Below are 17,885 nucleotides of genomic sequence, written 5' to 3' on the forward strand. Positions count from 1 at the left end.
CGCCGTTGAAAGGCGGCGGCCCTATTGAAGCCATAGTCGTGCAACACCAGCAGAGCGCCGGCGTCAACCCTCCGCCGCTGAAAGGCGGCGGCCCCATTGAAGCACATCGGTCGGGCACTCTACGACCACGGGCACCGGGACTCTCCGCCGCTGAAAGGCGGCGGCCCCATTGAAGCCATGATCGAGTCAGCCTCGCGCTCCTCGGCGCTCGGCTCTCTCCGCCGCTGAAAGGCGGCGGCCCCATTGAGGCCTGGAGCCAAATAACCGCTGCGCCGCCGCCGCGTTCTTTTCGCCGCTGAAAGGCGGCGGCCCTATTGAAGCCATAGTCGTGCAACACCAGCAGAGCGCCGGCGTCAACCCTCCGCCGCTGAAAGGCGGCGGCCCCATTGAAGCACATCGGTCGGGCACTCTACGACCACGGGCACCGGGACTCTGACCACGGGCACCGGGACTCTCCGCCGCTGAAAGGCGGCGGTCCCATTGAAGCTACGGCTGCCGCGTCACGGTCGACGGCTTGCCCTCCCTCTCCGCCGCTGAAATGCGGCGGCCCCATTGAAGCCCATCGTCCGGACTATCGGAGAGGTCCGGAATGAGGTTGCTCTCCGCCGCTGAAAGGCGGCGGCCTCATTGAAGCTCGAGAAACCTTTTCACCTTCATCAGCGGTCTCCTCTCTCCGCCGCTGAAAGGCGGCGGCCCCATTGAAGCCACACGGTGCTCCGAGTGGCAGCCCACAATTCGCAAGGGGCCGACGGCGAGGTGGACACGGGCAGGTCCGTACCTGCGCCGCGCGCGGCGCCGAAGGCTCGGGAACACGAAGGGGCCGGCCTTGCCGGCGCTGACGATGGAGGAGGTCGCGTCCGAGGACAACCTGATGCGTGCGTTCGAGAAGGTGGCGCAGAACGCCCGATCAGCGCCCTCGGTCTTGATGAGACCGTCGCTGACGCGATCCGTGATCGCTCGGTCCACGACGGGCACGTGCTGACATCGAACGCTTCGAGAGGTGCGTGAGGCAGGCCCAACTCCTGTCGCTGCGCTCCACGAGCGCCCAAAGGCCAGGGGGACGGAACCCGACACCCAAGCGACACGGCCAGCGCCCCCGTGGTAGCCTGGCCCGTGGCGGGAACGGTCGAGGCGAACGCCCCGGGCCCGTCTCTGCTTGAGGGAGCAAGATCATGGCTCGCACCGCGCCGGTACCGAACATCCCCGCCATTCCCGGGATGAACCCAGGGGTCTTCGTCCTCGGAGGCGGCGGCAACGGCGGCGGCAGCGGCGGTCGTGGCGGCGGCGGGACCGGCAAGGATCGAACGGCTCCAGCGGCGGCGACGACGCCAGCGGGGGTGGCAAGTCCGCCTGTGGCGGCGGCGGCGATGGCTCCGGCTGCCCGAACCACCACGGCTCGAAGAAGAGCGGCAAGGTCTCCAAGGGCGACCCCGTGGACGTCGTCACCGGGCGCGTCTTTACCGACCCACATACCGATCTCGAAATCTTCGGTCCGCTCGGGCTCCGCGTGACGCGCAGCTATAGCTCTGCCGCCCGTGGCCGCGATGTCGGCATCGGCTTCGGCTGGACGCACTCCCTCGCCTGGTCCATCGAGGTCCGTCGCCGGACCTTGCGCCTCTGGACAGACGCCGGGGTCGCCCTGGAGTTCGAGGCGTTCGAGGACGGCGGCGCCGCCTTGGGCCCCGACGGCTGGGTCCTCACCCGCGACGCCGATGGGTTCATCCTCGACGACGCCGCCGGCTGCTACTACCTGTTTCACCATCGCGTGGGCGAGACCTATTACCTGTCCGCCCTCCGAGACGCACACGGCAACAGGACCACCCTCACCTATCAGGAGAGCCGGCTGGACACGATCACCGACCCCGCCGGCCGCACCGTGCGGGTCCAGCGCGGGCCCGACGGTCGCATCGCCGCGCTCGAGGTAAAGAACGCGCCCGCGCAGGGGCGATGGGTCAAGCTCAGGACCTATGCATACAGCGAGCAGGGCGACCTCACCTCCACCGCCGATGCCGAGGGCAGCACATTCCGGTACGAATACCAGGAACACTTGCTCGCATCGCGAACGGACCCCGAAAGTCTCACGTTTCGGTTCCGCTATGACGACCGGGGGCGGTGCGTCGAAACCTGGGGCACCCACCCCGATCCGGAGCGGCTTGGGCTCGCGCCCGAGGTGGCCACCGTCCTCGCCGACGGTACCGACGCCAAAGGCATCTATCATTGCAAGCTCGACTATGGCGAGGACGGCTACTCAGAGGTCGCCGATTCCATGACCGTGCAGCGGTACTTCGGGAACGAATTCGGCAAGCTCGACAAGGCCGTCTCCGGCGGGGCCGTTTACACGCGCACCTATGACGAGCACGGCAATCTTCTCTCATTCACCAACCCGCTGGGAGCGACCACGAGCTGGGTTCGCGACGCCCGCGGTCGGCCCCTCCGCATCGTCGACCCGCTGGGTCGCATGACCGTCATCGAGCGCGAGTTGGATGGTCAACTCCGCCGCGTCATCGACCCGAACGGCGGCGTCACGGAGGTCGAGCGCTCTTCTGGCAAGCTGTCCTGGACCGACCCAATCGGCGCGAGGTTCGAGGTCCGGATCGAGCCCCGAGGCCTCATCACCGAGACCATCGCTCCGAACGGCGCGTGCACCCACTCCTCCTACGACAGCTACGGCAACCTGGTCCGCAAGGTCGACGCGCTCGGCGCCGTCACGGAATGGGCCCATGACTACTGGGGGCGCTGCACCGCCGTGCGCGACGCGCTCGGGGTCGTCGAGTCGTACGCCTACAACGCTCGTGGCGATCGCGTGGCCATCTATCACCCCGATGGCGGGGTGACCCGCTACCATTACGACGGCAACGGGGACATCGTCCGGATCGACCACGCCGATGGGACATCGACGCGGTTCACCATGGGCGGCCTGCGCAAGGTCTGCGAGATCCGACGACCGAACGGTGAGGTCACCCAGCTCCGCTACGATCGTGAAGGCCGGCTGGTGAAGGTCGAGAACGCGCGGGGCGACACTTACCTGCTGAAGTACGATACCGCCGGACGGCTCGTGCAGGAACGCACCTTCGTTGGGCTGGAGAAGCTGTATCGTTATGATCAGGCCGGACAGCTCCTCGCCGAGCGGACGAGCGCCGGAGAGACCACCGAGTTCGAGTACGATGCCGCGGGTCAGCTCGTCAAGCGCATCCTTCCGGACGGCACGCCAGAGACGTTCGATTACGATCCCTGCGGCCACCTGATCGCCAGCGATTCGGCCGCGGGGGAGTTCATCTACCGCCGGAACGAGGTGGGCTGGGTCGTGGAGGAGCGGCAGACAGTTGCCGGCGAGACCGCCACCGTCCGAAGGACGTACGACCTCATGGGCAATCCTTCCCTCGTCGCCACGTCGCTCGGCCATCAGGTGGAGGTGCAGCGCGATCTCTGCGGGCGGGCCACGCGCGTGCTCCTCGACAGCCGCACCCCCGTCGGCTTGGCGCGGGACGCCATCGGACGCGAGGTGGAGCGCTCCCTGCCCGAAGGAGGTCGCGTCCAGACTGCTTACGACGTGCTCGGCCGCATCGCCCAGCGCTGGGTCATGGCACCGAGCGCGGCGCCTGCGATCGGTCCTGGCGAGCCTGCGTGGGTCGGACCGCAAGCTCAGGGGATCACGGTCTATGAGGCCCGCCGGTACTCGCCGACGTCCGAGCTCCTCGAAACTATAGACTCCTTGTCCGGGCGGCGCGTCTTCGAGTACGACTCGGCGGGGCAGATCCTGGGCATCCAGGCCGATCGCGGAAGGCAGGAGCGCTATCGCTATGACGCCACCGGCAATGTTCACGAACCGGATGGCGAGCCGCGGACTTACGGCACGGGCAACCGGCTGCTGCGCAAGGGCGGCACCGAGTACACCTGGGACGAGGCCGGTCGGCTCGTGGCCACGCGCGACTCCGAGGGGCGCACGACGCGTTACCGCTGGAACGGTCTTGGGCTCCTCGCCTCGGTCGAGCGGGACGACGGAACGACGATCGAGTTCACCTATGACCCGTTCGCGCGGCGCGTGGGTAAGCGCGTCCTCGCGCGGCTTCCCGGCGGCGGCGTGCGTGAGGTATCGAGGACGCGGTTCGTGTGGGACGGCGGTGTGCTCCTGCACGAGAGAAAGCGCATCGCGCAAGATGGGGCGGAGCCCATCGTGGAGGAGCGGACCTACTGCTTCGAAGAGGACCGGCTTGCCCCCTTGGCCCATCGCGACACGCGCATCGTCGGCGGCGATCGCGAAGAGGGCCCCTGGTACCATTACCTGAACGACGAGGTCGGCGCGCCGGAGCGGCTCGTCGGGTCCCGCGGCCAGGTGGTGTGCGAGCTCGAGCGCACCGCGTGGGGAGCGTCGGTCCGCGAGGGCGGCGCGACGACCACCCCGCTCCGGTTCCCGGGGCAGTACGAGGACGCCGAGACGGGGCTCGTCTACAACCGCTACCGCTACTTCGATCCTGCCATCGGGCGGTACATCAGCGCCGATCCGAGCGGGCTGGAGGGCGGCTTCAACGGGTTCGAGTACGCGGCCAACGCGCCGACGCGGCTCGTCGACCCGAGCGGGTTGATGCCGTTCTCGGCGATCAAGAACGCGGCCGGCAAGGATCCGAGCGAGCTCCCGAAGCGGCGGGACCAGCCCACCGACTACCCCGGCAAGAGCGCGACCGAGCGCAAGTCGCCGCACGAGAAGAAGGCGCGCGAAGGCTATGTAGACGACGCGATCACGGAGGCCGTGAAGAACGCCCAGCGGGCGAAGAGCGAGCCAGTGACCGGAGACACGACCTGCGCAGAGGTCGACGCGTTGCACAAGATGGCGCATGACATCCGCAAACAGGGAGACGAAAAGCGAAAGAACGCAGGCAAGCCCAAGATGACGAACGCGGAGGTGCGCGAAGAGCTACAGAAGCGATTCAAGAATGGCGCGACCATATCGACCAAGAACGACACGGGCGAAGGGATGGCGCCGTGCGAGATGTGCGCGCAAATCTTCCGCGAGCTCGGCCTTCACCCGCTGAACATCGGGGAGGCGAAGGGGGGCGTCATCGGTCCGAACAAGATCGACGAGACCGACGTCAACAAGATGGGGAAATGGGACGGAAAGCTCACGCAAAACAAAGAGGACAAAAACAGCCGCTCGAAGCGGAGTGGGACCAAACCTTCGTCGACCCCTCCCTTCAGCGGGACGTGACGGCCGCGTCATGAAACGATTTCACCCGGCGCCTGCGCCCATCGAGCGAGCCGTCCGTGCCTTCTGGAGCGAGGCCCTGCGCCACCCGCTGTCGCCTCCGGAGCAGGCCGCGCTGACCTCCGTCGACCGGTGGCGACGAGAAGATGCGGAACGTCCCTATGCCCTCCTCCACGGGCCAAGGACAAGTCGGCACGCGGCGGTCGCGGCTCAGCTCCTTCGCCCCCGCCGGCGCTCGCGCGCCTCGGATGCTCACATCGTGCCCGTCGGGCCGGACACGCGCCTGGAGCGCGACCTCGTCGTCCTGCTCGCTGCCCGGGTCCAGCATGACCTTGCAGGGGGCTCCGTGCGAACGCTCCTTCGCAATATCGCTTGGGAATGCCTGGGTGAGGGGCGTGATGAGACCTCTCCGCCGCTCGTGATCGCTCTCACAGACGTCGACGAAGCCGAGCCGTCCGTCCGCTGGCCGGCGCTGTTCACCGGCGTCGGCGCCGGCGTCAAGGTCGTGGCCACCGTGGAAGGCGACGACGCCGTCGCCCATGCATGGATCGACCGCCTCGGGTTCGATCCAGCGCGCACCCTCGTCCATGCGCTCCCTAGCTGTCCCGATCCAGCATGGGAAAGTCTCGTCGGCCTCCTGGAGGAGAAGGCGACCGACGGGAAGGAGACCCAGGCACCGGGGTTGCTCGGCCTGCTCGCGTGCGCATGGGGTCGATTGTCTGCGGACGACATCGCGCGCGGCCTGGGAGAGCCCGCCGATCTGCTGCTCGCGGAGGTCGCGCCCTGGGTAGCGGAGGTCGAGGGAACCTACGCCTTCCGGCAGAGCGCGTACCGCCGCGAGGTCGAGGCGCGGCTCGCTCCGGAGGCGCGTGCGGCGTGGGTGCGCCGGCTCTTGGAGCTCTCGCCTGGTGGGTACGCCTGCGATTACGGGTGCGTTCACCGGCTGGCGCAGCGCGCGCCTGTCGCGGCATTCGCCCCCCTGGTGGCGCAGGACCACTTGACCCGCTGGATGCAGCGGCCGCTGGATGGCTTCGGTTTCGTCTCCGACCTCGAGCGCGTGCGCGGGCGGGCCGCGGCCTCGCTCGGCCAGGGAGCCGATGCCGAGGCGCTCGGGCTCGCGGTGCGCGCGACGCTCGCCGAGGCCTCCTACCACGGGATGGCCCGCCGCCCGCGGCGCCGCGCTCCGGTGGGCGTCCAGGAGCTCGATCGCAGGCGACCTCTCGCCGATCATCGGGCCCAGTCCACGGCGCTGCTGGCGCTCGGCAGTGCGATGGCTCCCGGTCCTGGGCGCACCGAGGTGCTCCAGGCGTCCCTGCGCGCGGCCAGGCGCATTCCTGCGGCGGAGGAGCGGGCCTGCGCGATCCACGCGCTCGCATCGGCGTGGGAGGACGACAGCGCGGAGCGGCGCGCGCTCGCCCGCGAGGCGGTGGACGCCTATCGGGGGGCGCCTCAGGCTGCATGGAACCTGCTGGCGGCGGCGCCGCTCCTGCCGGCCGAGGAGGGCATGGCGCTCGCTCGCGAGGCGCTCGCAGCGGTGCAGGCGGCCGGCGAGGATCCCGGCGATCTCGAGCTGTTCGCGGGCGAGCTCTCCCGCCCGATCGCCGAGGCGCTCTGGCCCGTTGCCGCATCCTTTCCGATGCCTTCGCGGGCGCGGGCGCTCGCCGCCCTCGCCGCACGTATCGGCGATCCTGACCGGGTGCGCGCGGCGTTCGACGTTGTATCGGCCTATCTGGAGAGCGGCAGCGACGATGCGTTCGACGGCAAGCCGCTCCACCTCCGGATGCTCGCCCCGCGGCTCGACCTGGATCGAGCCGACCGCGCGCTGCGCTTCGCGGCGGCGTTCGGCGATCTCGGGCGGGACGCGCTCCAGGCGCTGGTGCTGCGGCTCATCGAGCTTGGCGAGCCGTCCCGCGCTCTGCTCCCCCTGCTGCGCGACGAAGAAGAGCGGCTCGGCGTCCTCGCCCGCACCCTGGCCTTTCCTTCCACGCCCGATCCGGGGCGCCTCCGCGCCGAGCTCCTAGGTGCGCTCGGCGCCTCCACGAGCGCGCCGCGCACACCTGGGGAGCGCTTCGGCCTGTTCTTCCAGGTCGCCCCGCCGCTCGTAGCGTCCGGCGCCACCGACGCGCTGGTCGCGGTCGCCGAGACGTTCGACGAGCGCGCCAGGTTCGCCGCGCTCGTCTTGCTCGCGCAGCACGACGCTGTCCGCGCCCCGGAGCTCGCCCGGCGTGCGCTCTCGCTGGGGCTCGCGCTCCCGTCCGAGGACGCGCCCCGCCTGCTCCACCTCGTCCCGTTCTCGCCGCATCTCCCGCGCGCCGGAGCCGCAGAGGTGCTGGCGCGCCTGCTCGACGACGCGGCGTCCGACCTGCGCTCGGCCGCACTCGCGGGCGACGGCGTGAGCCTCGAGAAGCTCGTTCCGCTCCTCGCAAGCCTGGCGGGGGATCCGGGCCTGATGGAGGCCGCACGCGAGGTCCAGCGGGTGGCCGCGTGGTTCCCTTGAGGCTTCCGTCCAAGGTTGGGCGCTCCCCCTACAGGGACATGGAGCGGCGGTGTACGCGTCCGTCGTGATCGTCTCGTCGCAGACACGACGCCCCTCCTGGCTCTGTCGCGCATCCGCCATCTCGACAGCGCCGGCCGGCTCAGCCCGGAATGAGAAACGCAGGCGCGTAGCCCGGGCTCAGATCCTCGTACAGCTGGGTGCTCGGTATCCGGTTCCAGAGGTGCCCCAGGAGCAGCGCTCCTCCCGCCGGCCCCGACAGGAACAGGTGGACCTTGCTCGCGCCCGTCGCGCGCACCTGATCGCGCACCACCTGCCGCACCGCGAGCGCCCATCCCATCGCGCTCGCGGCGTCCGGGATCGCCGTCCGGCTCGGCGCCGGGGCGGCCGCGATCGCGACGAAGCGCCCGACCGGAAGCGCGCTGCCGCGTAGATACGCGAGCACGTCCTCGGCGAGGTCGTTGGTCACGCTGAGCCCCACCGCCAGCTCGCCCCCCGCCCCGAGCTCCACGGGCGCGCTGACGTGGACAGGGAAGTCCACGGGCGTCGAATCGCTGCCCCAGCGCTGGCCGCCCTGCACGGACGCCACCCGGAGGCTGCGCGTGTCGCCGAACGCGACGCCGGTAGCGAACCACGCCGGCAACCGCATGTACCCGCGCACGAGCACCCGGTCGAAGCCGAGCGCGTGGATGGTCCGCTCGGCGCCCTCCAGCTCCGGGAGGAGGCGCCCGTTCCAGTGCCCCGGGTCGCGGAGCTGCCGGCGCGCGCGGGGGTGGTCCCCCTCGAAGAGATCCACCCAGTCGAGGCTCACCGTCGCTCCAGCCGCCCAGGGATCGCGGTCGATCCCCTGCACCACTACGGTCGCCTGCCGCGCTTCGCCGTGCAGGCCGCGGCGCGCGATCTCCGCGGCCAGCGCCTGCCGGTCCACCTCGCCCCGCGCCCCGGTCACCCACGCGCGGATCGCCTGGACCCCCTGCTCCGCCGCGAGCTCATCGCCCTTCAGCCCCACCGCTGCCATGCGATCCGAGACGCTCGTCACAAGGCCCGCCCACGCCGACTGCCCGGTGAGCAGGACGAGGTGATCGAGCATCTCCAGCAGATCGGCCTCGGCGACGCCAACGTGGCTCGCCCAGCGCTTCCGCCCCCGCCCAGCCTCGGAGCGCTCCTTGGCCAGCCGCAGCCGCGGGCCGAGGGTGCCGGTGCGCCCGTCCTGCAAGGCCAGCACCGGATCGGACACGTCGATCGGTCGGTTCGTGTAGAGGCCCATGTGCGGCCGCTGTCCGTCCCGCGACAGCGTCCGCCAGCTCTGCCAGAACCGCTGCAACGGGCTCTTGCCCTTGCTGGTCGCCGGCGTCACCCACCAGGCCTGGTCGATCGGGTGGCGCCCGTCCACCGAGTACTTCACCTGATAGTGCTCGTCGGCCGCCGCCCGGCGGCGCACCACGACGTCATCCACGTTGCCCGCGTTCTTCGCCTCGATCTCGACCCCGACGATGTCCTCCGCCGGGTTCAACATCCGAAGAGCGTGGTACCAGGCGAAAAGGTGTTGGTAGTCGTGTCCCTGGAGCGCGGCTCCAGCAGCGCTGAGGCTCATCTTGTCGTGTCCTCGGGCGATCTCCCCGCCAGCTTGCAGCGGTGGACGCGCGACGGCAAGCGCGAGCCCCTCGCGTTTGCACCCTGGTCCCTACGGACCCTCATCGGGTAAATTCCGCGAACCAGCCGATGGACCTCTCCGGAGACAGGTTCGGTCCCTATCGACTCCTCCGGCCCATCGGCAGCGGTGGCGCAGGGCGCGTCTTCTCGGCGATCCACCAGCACATGGGCCAGGAGGTCGCCCTCAAGATCCTCTCGCGCGAGTCGGCCGAAGATCCCCAGATGGCGGCGCGGTTCATCCAGGAATCCCGCGCCCTCGCCCAGCTCCATCACCCCGGCATCGTCCGGGTCCACAACTGCGACAAGCGCGAGGACGGCACCGCCTACCTCGTGATGGAGTTCCTCCAGGGCACGACGCTCCGCTCGTGGATGCAGCAGCAGAACGGGCCGGCGCCGCTCGACGCCGCGCTGGCGATCTGCCGGCAGATCGCCGACGCGATGGTCGAGGTCCACGCGAAAGGGATCGTCCACCGCGATCTGAAGCCGGAGAACGTTATCCTCGTCCCGGACGAATCGGCTCCGCTCGGGCTCCAGCCGAAGATCCTCGATTTCGGCATCGCTAAGGTGCCGCTGCCGGCGAACGAGGAGCGCGCCGACACCCACGTGCAGACCGCCGCCCACAATTTCCTGGGGACCTCGGCGTACATGGCTCCCGAGCAGTGCAAGAACGCTGCGGAGGTCACGGATCGGGCCGACGTATACGCGCTCGGTGTGGTGCTGTTCGAGCTTGTCGCCGGGAGACCGCCGTTCGTCTCGACCGACGACGTCGAGCTCCTCTATCTCCACGTGCACGCCGAGCCGCCCTACCTGCACGAGCTCGTGCCCACGGTACCTCCGGCGCTGAGCACCTTCGTCTCCTCGATGCTGGCCAAGGCACCCGAGCAGCGCCCCACGATGAGCCGCTGCCAGGGCATGCTCGCCCGGCCGTGGGAAAGTGAGATCGACGAGTGCCCCTTCCCGGGCCTGCAACCGTTCACGGAAGCCCAGGCCGAGCTGTTCTTCGGGCGCGACACGGAGATCCGGCAGCTCCTCGGCCACCTCGAGAAGATGCGCGACGAAGACACCCTGCGCTGGCTCCTGATCGAGGGACCCAGCGGGGCCGGGAAGTCGTCGCTCGTGCAGGCCGGGCTCCTTCCGCGCCTGACGGAGCGACCTCCGGGGACGGCCCCGTGGCTTGTCGCGACGCTCCGGCCGTCCGAGGACCCGATCAAGAGTCTCGTAGTGGCCATCGCTCAGGTGTGCGCGGCGCATGAGCCCGCGGGAGCCCCGGACGAGGTCGCAGAGATCGAGAGCGCGCTGCGCTCGGAGGAAGGCGCGCTCGGCGCACTCCTCTCGCGCTGCGTCCCCGATGGCGCCAAGCTGCTGCTCGTCGTGGAGCAGCTCGAAGAGCTGTTCGCGCTGGGCGGCGTTCACCTGCGTCACGTCGACGCCCTGCTGTCCACGTGTCTCTCGAGCGAGCGATCCCCGCTCCGGCTGCTGGCGACCCTGCGGAGCGACTACCTCCACCGGCTGGAGCAAACGCCCGGCCTGGCGCGGCTGCTGAACAGCAAGGCGTTCCGTTACTACCTCCGGCCGATGGACGAGGATGCGCTCGCGCAGGTGATCCGCGGCATGGCAGCCCGTGCCGGGCTCCGGCTCTCCGAGGGGCTGCCCGCGCGCATGGTGCGCGACGCCGCCGGGACGGATAGCCGCCTGCCGCTCCTGGGGCACACGCTGCGCAGCCTCTGGTCTTCGCGCGCCGCGGCCGCGTTGACCCACGACCACTACGAGCAGATTGGCGGGGTCAGCGGCGCGCTGGCGCGTCACGCCGCGCTGCTCCTCGATGGACTGGGCGAGCAGGGGCGAGAGCGGGCCAAGTGGCTCATCCTCGATCTCGTCCAGGTGGGCCGCGGCGCCCCCGACACCCGGCGCCCGAGGACCCGGGCAGAGGTCGTCGCAGCCGCCGGGGGCGACCAGCTGGCAGAGGATGTGCTCCTGCGGCTCTCGGGCATGCCGATCGGGCAGTCGCCGCGAGCGCCCGAGAACCTCCGGCTCGTCGTGATGAGCGCAGACCCTCCGGCGGAGCCATCGCAGCAACGCGTCGACCTGGTACACGAGACGCTGCTGCAGCAGGTCCCGGCCATCGTCGGGTGGATCGAGGCCGAGCGCTCCCTCCTGGAGCGGCACGCCGACCTGGAGGCGGCGGCGCACGCGTGGGAGCAATCGGGGAGGCCGGACGACGGGCTGCCGTCGGGCTCCCTGCTGGATCACTACCGCGGGGAGATCGGCGCCGCACGCCAGCGCGAGCGCCTCCTGCGGCTGGCCAGCGAGCGCGCGCGCACGTTCGTCGGGAAAGCGGAGAGGCTCGAGCGGCGACGCCGCTGGCTATGGCGAGCGCTCATCCTGCTCATCGGCGCCGCCGTGGTCGCGATCTCCGCGACGGCGCTCTGGGCGTGGACAGAGCGGCAGCGCGCGGAGGAGGAACGACAGCGCGCCGAGCAGGAGCGACAGCGCGCCGAGCAGGAGCGACAGCGCGCAGAGAAGAACCGGCAGCACATTCTCATGGCCACGCGAGAGCTGGTCGGCGATCTCGACTGGAAGCTCGGCCGAGTGCTGTACACGTCGAGCATCCGAGCCATGCTCCTCGAGCACCTGGACGAGAACCTCTCGTCGCTGCGCGAGGAGGAGAAGAACGAGCCGGACGTCATCCGGGCCGTGGTGGATATCAAGCTCCGGCGCAGCGACTTCGCGCGATCGAACGGTCGGCTGACCGAGTCGTACGCGTTCGTTGCGCAGGCAGAGAGCCGCATCCGGATCGGGCTGGCGCGGGACCCGTCGAGCGAGACGCTGCGCATGAGGCTCGGGTGGACCTACTCGAAGCGTGGGAAGCTCAACATGGCGTACGGGAAATACGAGCTCGCCCGCGAGGATTTCGATCGGTCGGTGGACGTGCTGAGGAGCCTGCGCTCGGTCGAGATCAACAACTACAGGCGCACGCTCGCGACGAGCTACTCCGAGCAAGGCGAGGTCGAGCTCGAGCTCGGCCATGTCGCCATCGCTTCGGCTCGGTACGAGGAGGCCCTTCGTTGGCTCCAGCAGATCGACGAGCCTGACGAAGAAGGCAAGAGATACAACCGCGCCCTGATCGCGCAGACGCTGGCCGCGCTGGGGGCGGCCATGCGCAGGAGCGGAGCGCTGGGCGCCGCGGTGAGCCACATCGAGCACGCCCACGAACTCGCCCAGGAGCTGTCCCAGGCCGAGCCGGGGAACGTGTACTTCCGCTGGATCGTGGGCAAGACCGAGGCCGCCTTGGCCGCTGCGCGGGTAGAGGGCCGGCTGGCCACCGACGCGTTGCGGCGCTACGAGCAGGCCGCCGGCGTCGGCGAGGCGCTGCACGTCGGGGACCCGACTCACAAGGAGTACGGGCTGCTTCTGTGCCAGAGCCTCCGGGGGGTGGAGGAGCTGGCGAAGGGCCGAGGCGGTCGGGACCGCGCCGCAAAGGCGCACGCACGCCGGTGTGAGGTGGCGCGCGCGTTCGTCGAGCGGGACCCAGAGGACGTCCGGTTCCGGCGTCTGGCCTGCCCCTGACCCGGGGGAGAAAAAAACGACGAGCCCGCGCTCGATCCTCCGCGGGACGGCATCCATCCGGTCGAGGCCCCTCGCCGCCATCCGTCCCATGCTCGGAGCTCCTCCCCCGCACCCCAGGTCCGCCGTCGCCCAGGCAGCGCAGCCTGTCGGCGCTCTCGCTGCTCCCTCACCCGGGAGGCGGTGTCTGTCCGCCGTCTGCGGCATCGCCGCACGCCGGCGGCACCTGGGCCTGAGCTCTCGAGCCACAGCGCGGCGCTCCGGCGTACGCTCCTCATGGTACGATGGGCTACAATCTTCTATGGGTGATGAAGTTCCCAGCGTCGAGGAGCTGATCGCGCGCGCACGAGCGGGGGATGCGATCGCGATCGACCGGTTGTTCGCGTGGTGTGCGCCGCTGCTCCGCAAGTGGGTGGCGCAGCGCCTGGCGAACCGACAGCCGGGGATCGCAGGCCGATCCGATGTCGGGCAAGACGTGGCGGAGAGAGCCTTCCTCGCCTTTCCGAGCTTCAAGGGGACCACGGAAGCGGAGTGGGTGTCGTGGCTGCAGCGGATCGTGGAGACGTGTACGACACAATCTTTCCGCGACGCCGGCCGTCAGAAGCGGAACAAGGCCGCGGAGACGCCGCTCGACGAGGACGAGATCCCCGCGCAACAGATGAGCCCGAGCCAGGCGACCGCGGCCGGGGAGCAATGGCATGAGCTGCTCACGCGACTGTCCCAGCTGCCGGAGGATCAGCAGCAGGCGATCTATCTTTGCCATCTGAGAGAGCTGCGCGTCGCCGAGGTGGCCGAGCGCATGGGCAAGACCGAGGCGGCCATCGCCAGTCTGCTGCGGCGGGGCTTCAGGGCGCTCCGCGAGCGCTTGACGGACGTTTCGGAGCCGGCTCCGCCGCAGGCCGGCGCTGACCGCGAGATCCAGGTGCGGGATGAAGCCACGGCCGCGCTGCGCCTGTACCTGCGGCGGCGCGACGCAGGAGAGCGGGTGGAGTCCAGCGCGTTCATCGCCGAGCACCCTGCGTGCGCCGAGGAGCTGCGGCACATGCTGGAGTGCATCGAGCGGCTGCAGGCGCTGCGAGCTGCAGGGCCCGAGGAATAGCGGAGAGGAGCTCGGGTCATCGATGCTGCCGCCGGGAGCGAGGGTCGAGGGGTACGAGGTGGCGTCGCTCGTGGACATCGGGGCGATGTGCCACGTCTACGAGGCGCGCAGCGTCGAGACCCGGGGATCGGTCGCGCTGAAGGTCCTGCACGACGCCTGGTGTGCCGACGACGCCATCGTGACGCGCTTCTTGAACGAGGCGAGGGTCCTCCGCAGCTTCCAGCACCCGCACATCGTGAAGCTGCTCGCGTCGGGGACTTTGCCGGCGGGGCCACCTTACATGATCCTGGAGTGGCTGCCGAGCAGCGTGGCGCGCGCGCTCGCCGACGCCCAGCGCGGGCTCCTGCCGCGCATTGCGGCTCGCCTCGCGACGCACGTCGCGACCGCGCTCCTTGCCCTGCATGGCCGGCAGATCGTCCACCGCGACCTGAAGCCGGATAATGTGCTGCTGGATGCCTGCGACATCGCGATGGCGCGAGCGCGGCTCGCGGATCTCGGCCTGGCCAAGGTGCGCCTCGCGTCGAAGAGCGAGGATGTCGCCGTCGGCCACGTCTCGACCGGCGGGAGCGTGCTGCTCGGCACCTGGGACTACATGGCGCCCGAGCAGTGGATCAAGGCGAAGACCGCAGGCCCGGAAGCGGACGTGTACTCGCTCGGCGTGCTGCTGTTCCACATGCTGGCAGGTCGCCTGCCGTTCGACGCCGAGCACCCGAAGCACCTGATGCAGCTCCACCTGTTCGAGCGACCGCCCCTGGAGCAGCTCGGGGAGCAGACCCCTCCGGCGCTGCGCGACCTCGTCGGCCGGATGCTGGGAAAAGTGCCGGCGACGCGGCCGGGGATGGCGGAGGTGGTCGCGCGGCTGGAGCGGCTGCAGTAGGGGCGAGGGGGGCGGCCGAAAAATCGACGGGGGCGGCGCTCGATTTTCCTCGGCAAGGCATCTTTGGGATCAGGGACCGTGAGCCGGGTGAAGCGCGTTAGCTCCCCTGCGCTCCAGCGGCGCCTTTCCTGGAGGTACCTACCGTGGCAGACGTGCAGAAACACTTTGTGCAGTTCGACGAGGCGATCCGGTTCGATCGAGACGCCGAGAAAGCGATCCTCGCGGAGAAGCGCGAGCGCATCCTCCGCAGGTTGAGCGAGGGGATCAAGCGGCAGCGCGTCGACGGCACGAAGATCCCGTCCTACGAGACGCCGTTCAACCAGGGCAGCTACGCGATGAACCTCGGCGTGAAGCCCGTCGACGGCGACTTCGACATCGACGTCGGCCTGCGCTTCGACCTGTCGAAGGACGAGTACCCGGATCCCGTCGTCGTCAAGAGCTGGGTTCACAAGGCGCTGGACGGCCACACCAAGAAGGTCGATGTGCGCCGCTCGTGCGTCACAGTCTACTACCAGGAGGGCGGGGAAGACGCCTACCATGTCGACCTCGCGATCTACTCGAGCGGCAAGAGAAACGCGGACGGCAAGGACTACATCGCGAAAGGCAAGCCCGGACAGAAGGTGGAAGAGCGCCGCTGGGAGCCGTCGGATCCGCTGGAGCTCCAGAACATCATCATGAGCGGGCGTTCCGAGGAGGAAGCGCAGCAGTTTCGCCGCGTCATCCGCGTCCTCAAGCGCTGGAAGGAGCTCCGCCTCTCGAAGAATCATGGGAGGGCCGCCCCGAAGGGGATCGCGTTGACGGTCGCCGCCCACCACTGGTTTCAGGCGTGCGGCAAGGCGGATGTGTCCGGAAAAATCACCAAATACGACGACCTCGGTGCGCTGAGCAAGCTCGTCTCCTGGATGCTGAGCAAGTTCGAGCCCGTGTGGAACGCGGAGGAGCGGCGGTCCGTACCGCGCCTGCGGATCGAGAACCCTGTCTCGCGGACGTACGATTTCTGCTCGAATATGTCGAGCGCGAGCATGATCGGCTTCAAGGCCGGTCTCGAGCAGCTCCTCGCCGCCCTGAAGAGGGCCGAGGGCGCGATAGACGCGCGCGCCGCCTGCGAAGCTCTCCGGGAGCAGCTCGGCGCTGACTTCCCGCTGCCGTAGAGCCCATCGAGCACTTCATGAGGAGCGACCCACCATGGCGAACAACGATTTCCAGATCCTGATCGCGGTCGATCTCTATCCTGCGGTCTCCGTCGCGGAGCTTCGCGACACGCTCCCGCACGAGCGCGAGGACCGCCGCATGCTCCTCTTGACGGAGTTCGGCGCCCCCCGGCTCGCGCCGCCGCCCGACACCGCCCCGATCGACTGGCCCGCCGTGGGCCGCGCCGTCGAGAAGCTCGTGGCGGAGGTCCACGCGATCCGAGGGGACAGGCCCACCGTCCTCTTCATCGGCGGTCGTGGCCCGCTCGCTGTGTTCGTGCACCTGGGGTACCTGCTCTCCAAGTTCGGGGGCAGGCAGGTGGTGCTCAACCAGCCGCCCGGCGGGGGGCGCTGGGAGCACTTCGCGATGGAGGGCACGGCCGCTGAAGCCCCGCCCCTCTTCGATCAACTCGCAGGAATGCCCGCGGAGGACGTGCCCAGCTCGGGGCGCGTCGGCATCTACGTCGACACCGCCGGCAGGGACACGTCCAGGGAGGTCTTCCGCGACTTCATCAAGGAGGAGGGCGATTACGTGGCCGGCGTCATCAAGCTCCGCTCCTCGGCCCCGCTGCGTCTCACGCCGGAGGACGTGCCGGCGCTCGTCCTGCAGCTCACCCAGTTCTTCTCGCTGGCGCCCGCGCGCTACCCGGACCGCTCGGGCGTCTCGCTCTTCGTCGGCGGTCCCGCGCAGGTCGCCTTCGCGGTCGGACGCGCCATCAACCCCACGGTGGTCGGCAAGGACATCTGGCTCACCGAGTACCGCGCTCCGCGCTACGAGCGGGTCTACTCGCTCCCGTTCAATCCCAGGAGGGAGCCCGAGATCCCGCGCGGAGCGGAGGACGTGAACGCGCGCCGCAACGTGCTCGACGCGATGGCCGACGGGATCGCCGACCTGAAGAGGTTTCTGGAACCAGAGCACCTGCCCGATGGCATCCTGCCGGCCTCCGAACGCGAGAGGTTCATCGCTCGCCTCCAGAAGCTCGACCAGGCGCGGCAGGCGAGGGACGATGACGCGTTCGAGCTGCGGGCGCTGGAAGGGCACTACACGCTCGGCGAGGGGTTGCTCGAGGCGCTCCGCCGCAGCACCGCGCAACAGCAGCAGGATTTCGCGAAGCTGCTGCTGCTCCACGAGCTCGTCCACGACTGGCAGACGCTGCGCAGCACGAACCACCTCGCCATTGGCCGAGCCTGCTTCGTGCTCGAGCAGGTCGATTGTGCTGCGGACGCCTTCGCTGTCCGAGCGCTCATGAACATGGAGCTCAGCACCGGCGGTCCGAGGGCGCGCGCCCAGGTGCGCGAGCGGCTCCAGCACTGGCTGAGGATGGTCCTGCACGGCATCTCCTCGTTCGACATCATGGAGCACGGCAGCAAGATCGAGCAGCTCGCCGAGCGGCGCCTGAGGCGGTACCTCATCTGGCACCTCCAGCTCGCGCGCGCGGCGACGGTGAGTGACCCGAGTCACGTCGACCCCATGCTGCGTCCAGCGCTCTCCGTCGAGCTGGCGCCGCTCGCGGGCAACATCGATACAGAGCGGTACGAGAAGGTCGTCACGCGCGCGTTGCCCGATACAGAGCTCTTCTGCGCCGTCGGCGGGTACCTGGTGAGGCAAGCCAAGTGCCCCGGGTTCGAGCCTGGCGAGCTCGTCGACGCCGTGCGGACGTACGCGCACGAGCCGATCCAGAGGGCCATGGTCTTCCTGGTGGACCAGCACCGGGCGAAGCTGGCTCCGTGGAACATCTGATGCTCGGGGGGGCGTCCGACTTGACAGGAGAATCGCGCGACTCGTACCGTAGTCTGGGCCAGCCAAC

General features: G+C 69.6%; 8 protein-coding genes and 1 CRISPR repeat array (1 of these 9 running past the window's edge). Of the genes, 7 read left to right on the forward strand and 1 reads right to left on the reverse strand.

The window, feature by feature from the left end; genetic code table 11:
* A CRISPR array of direct repeats spans positions 1-705; the repeat unit is 36 nt; unit sequence CTCTCCGCCGCTGAAAGGCGGCGGCCCCATTGAAGC; it begins 884 nt to the left of the window's first position.
* Between the two features lie 727 nt (positions 706-1,432).
* Positions 1,433-5,203, forward strand: coding sequence for an RHS repeat-associated core domain-containing protein (locus WME98_RS26035; RefSeq protein WP_437953752.1), 3,771 nt, complete (start codon positions 1,433-1,435; stop codon positions 5,201-5,203).
* 415 nt (positions 5,204-5,618) lie between these two features.
* The gene (locus WME98_RS26040) at positions 5,619-7,697 is read left to right on the forward strand and encodes a hypothetical protein (RefSeq protein ID WP_437953753.1); all 2,079 of its coding nucleotides are present in this window, start codon (positions 5,619-5,621) and stop codon (positions 7,695-7,697) included.
* 139 nt (positions 7,698-7,836) lie between these two features.
* On the opposite strand, the gene WME98_RS26045 is transcribed toward WME98_RS26040, so the two are convergent.
* Entirely contained in the window at positions 7,837-9,210 is a 1,374-nt protein-coding gene (locus WME98_RS26045; RefSeq protein WP_437953754.1) for an SAVED domain-containing protein, read from the reverse strand.
* A 206-nt stretch (positions 9,211-9,416) separates the two neighbouring features.
* Between WME98_RS26045 and WME98_RS26050 the strand changes: the two genes are divergently transcribed.
* The 5 genes from WME98_RS26050 (at position 9,417) to WME98_RS26070 (ending at position 17,818) form a co-directional block, all read left to right on the forward strand.
* Positions 9,417-12,914 carry an nSTAND1 domain-containing NTPase gene (locus WME98_RS26050; protein WP_437953755.1) on the forward strand — a complete coding sequence of 1,166 codons (3,498 nt, stop codon included), beginning with the start codon at positions 9,417-9,419 and terminating at the stop codon, positions 12,912-12,914.
* 298 nt (positions 12,915-13,212) lie between these two features.
* Entirely contained in the window at positions 13,213-14,010 is a 798-nt protein-coding gene (locus WME98_RS26055; protein WP_437953756.1) for an RNA polymerase sigma factor, read from the forward strand.
* A 22-nt stretch (positions 14,011-14,032) separates the two neighbouring features.
* Positions 14,033-14,887, forward strand: coding sequence for a serine/threonine-protein kinase (locus WME98_RS26060; protein ID WP_437953757.1), 855 nt, complete (start codon positions 14,033-14,035; stop codon positions 14,885-14,887).
* Positions 14,888-15,039: 152 nt separating this feature from the next.
* On the forward strand, positions 15,040-16,038 hold the full coding sequence (locus WME98_RS26065) for a cyclic GMP-AMP synthase DncV-like nucleotidyltransferase (RefSeq protein ID WP_437953758.1): 999 nt from the start codon (positions 15,040-15,042) through the stop codon (positions 16,036-16,038).
* Positions 16,039-16,072: 34 nt separating this feature from the next.
* Positions 16,073-17,818 (forward strand): hypothetical protein, encoded by a 1,746-nt coding sequence (locus WME98_RS26070; RefSeq protein ID WP_437953759.1) that lies wholly within the window; start codon positions 16,073-16,075, stop codon positions 17,816-17,818.
* Positions 17,819-17,885 lie beyond the last annotated feature (67 nt).

This window comes from Sorangium sp. So ce296, assembly GCF_051529605.1.
GTDB classification, from domain to species: Bacteria; Myxococcota_A; Polyangia; order Polyangiales; family Polyangiaceae; genus Sorangium; species Sorangium cellulosum_D.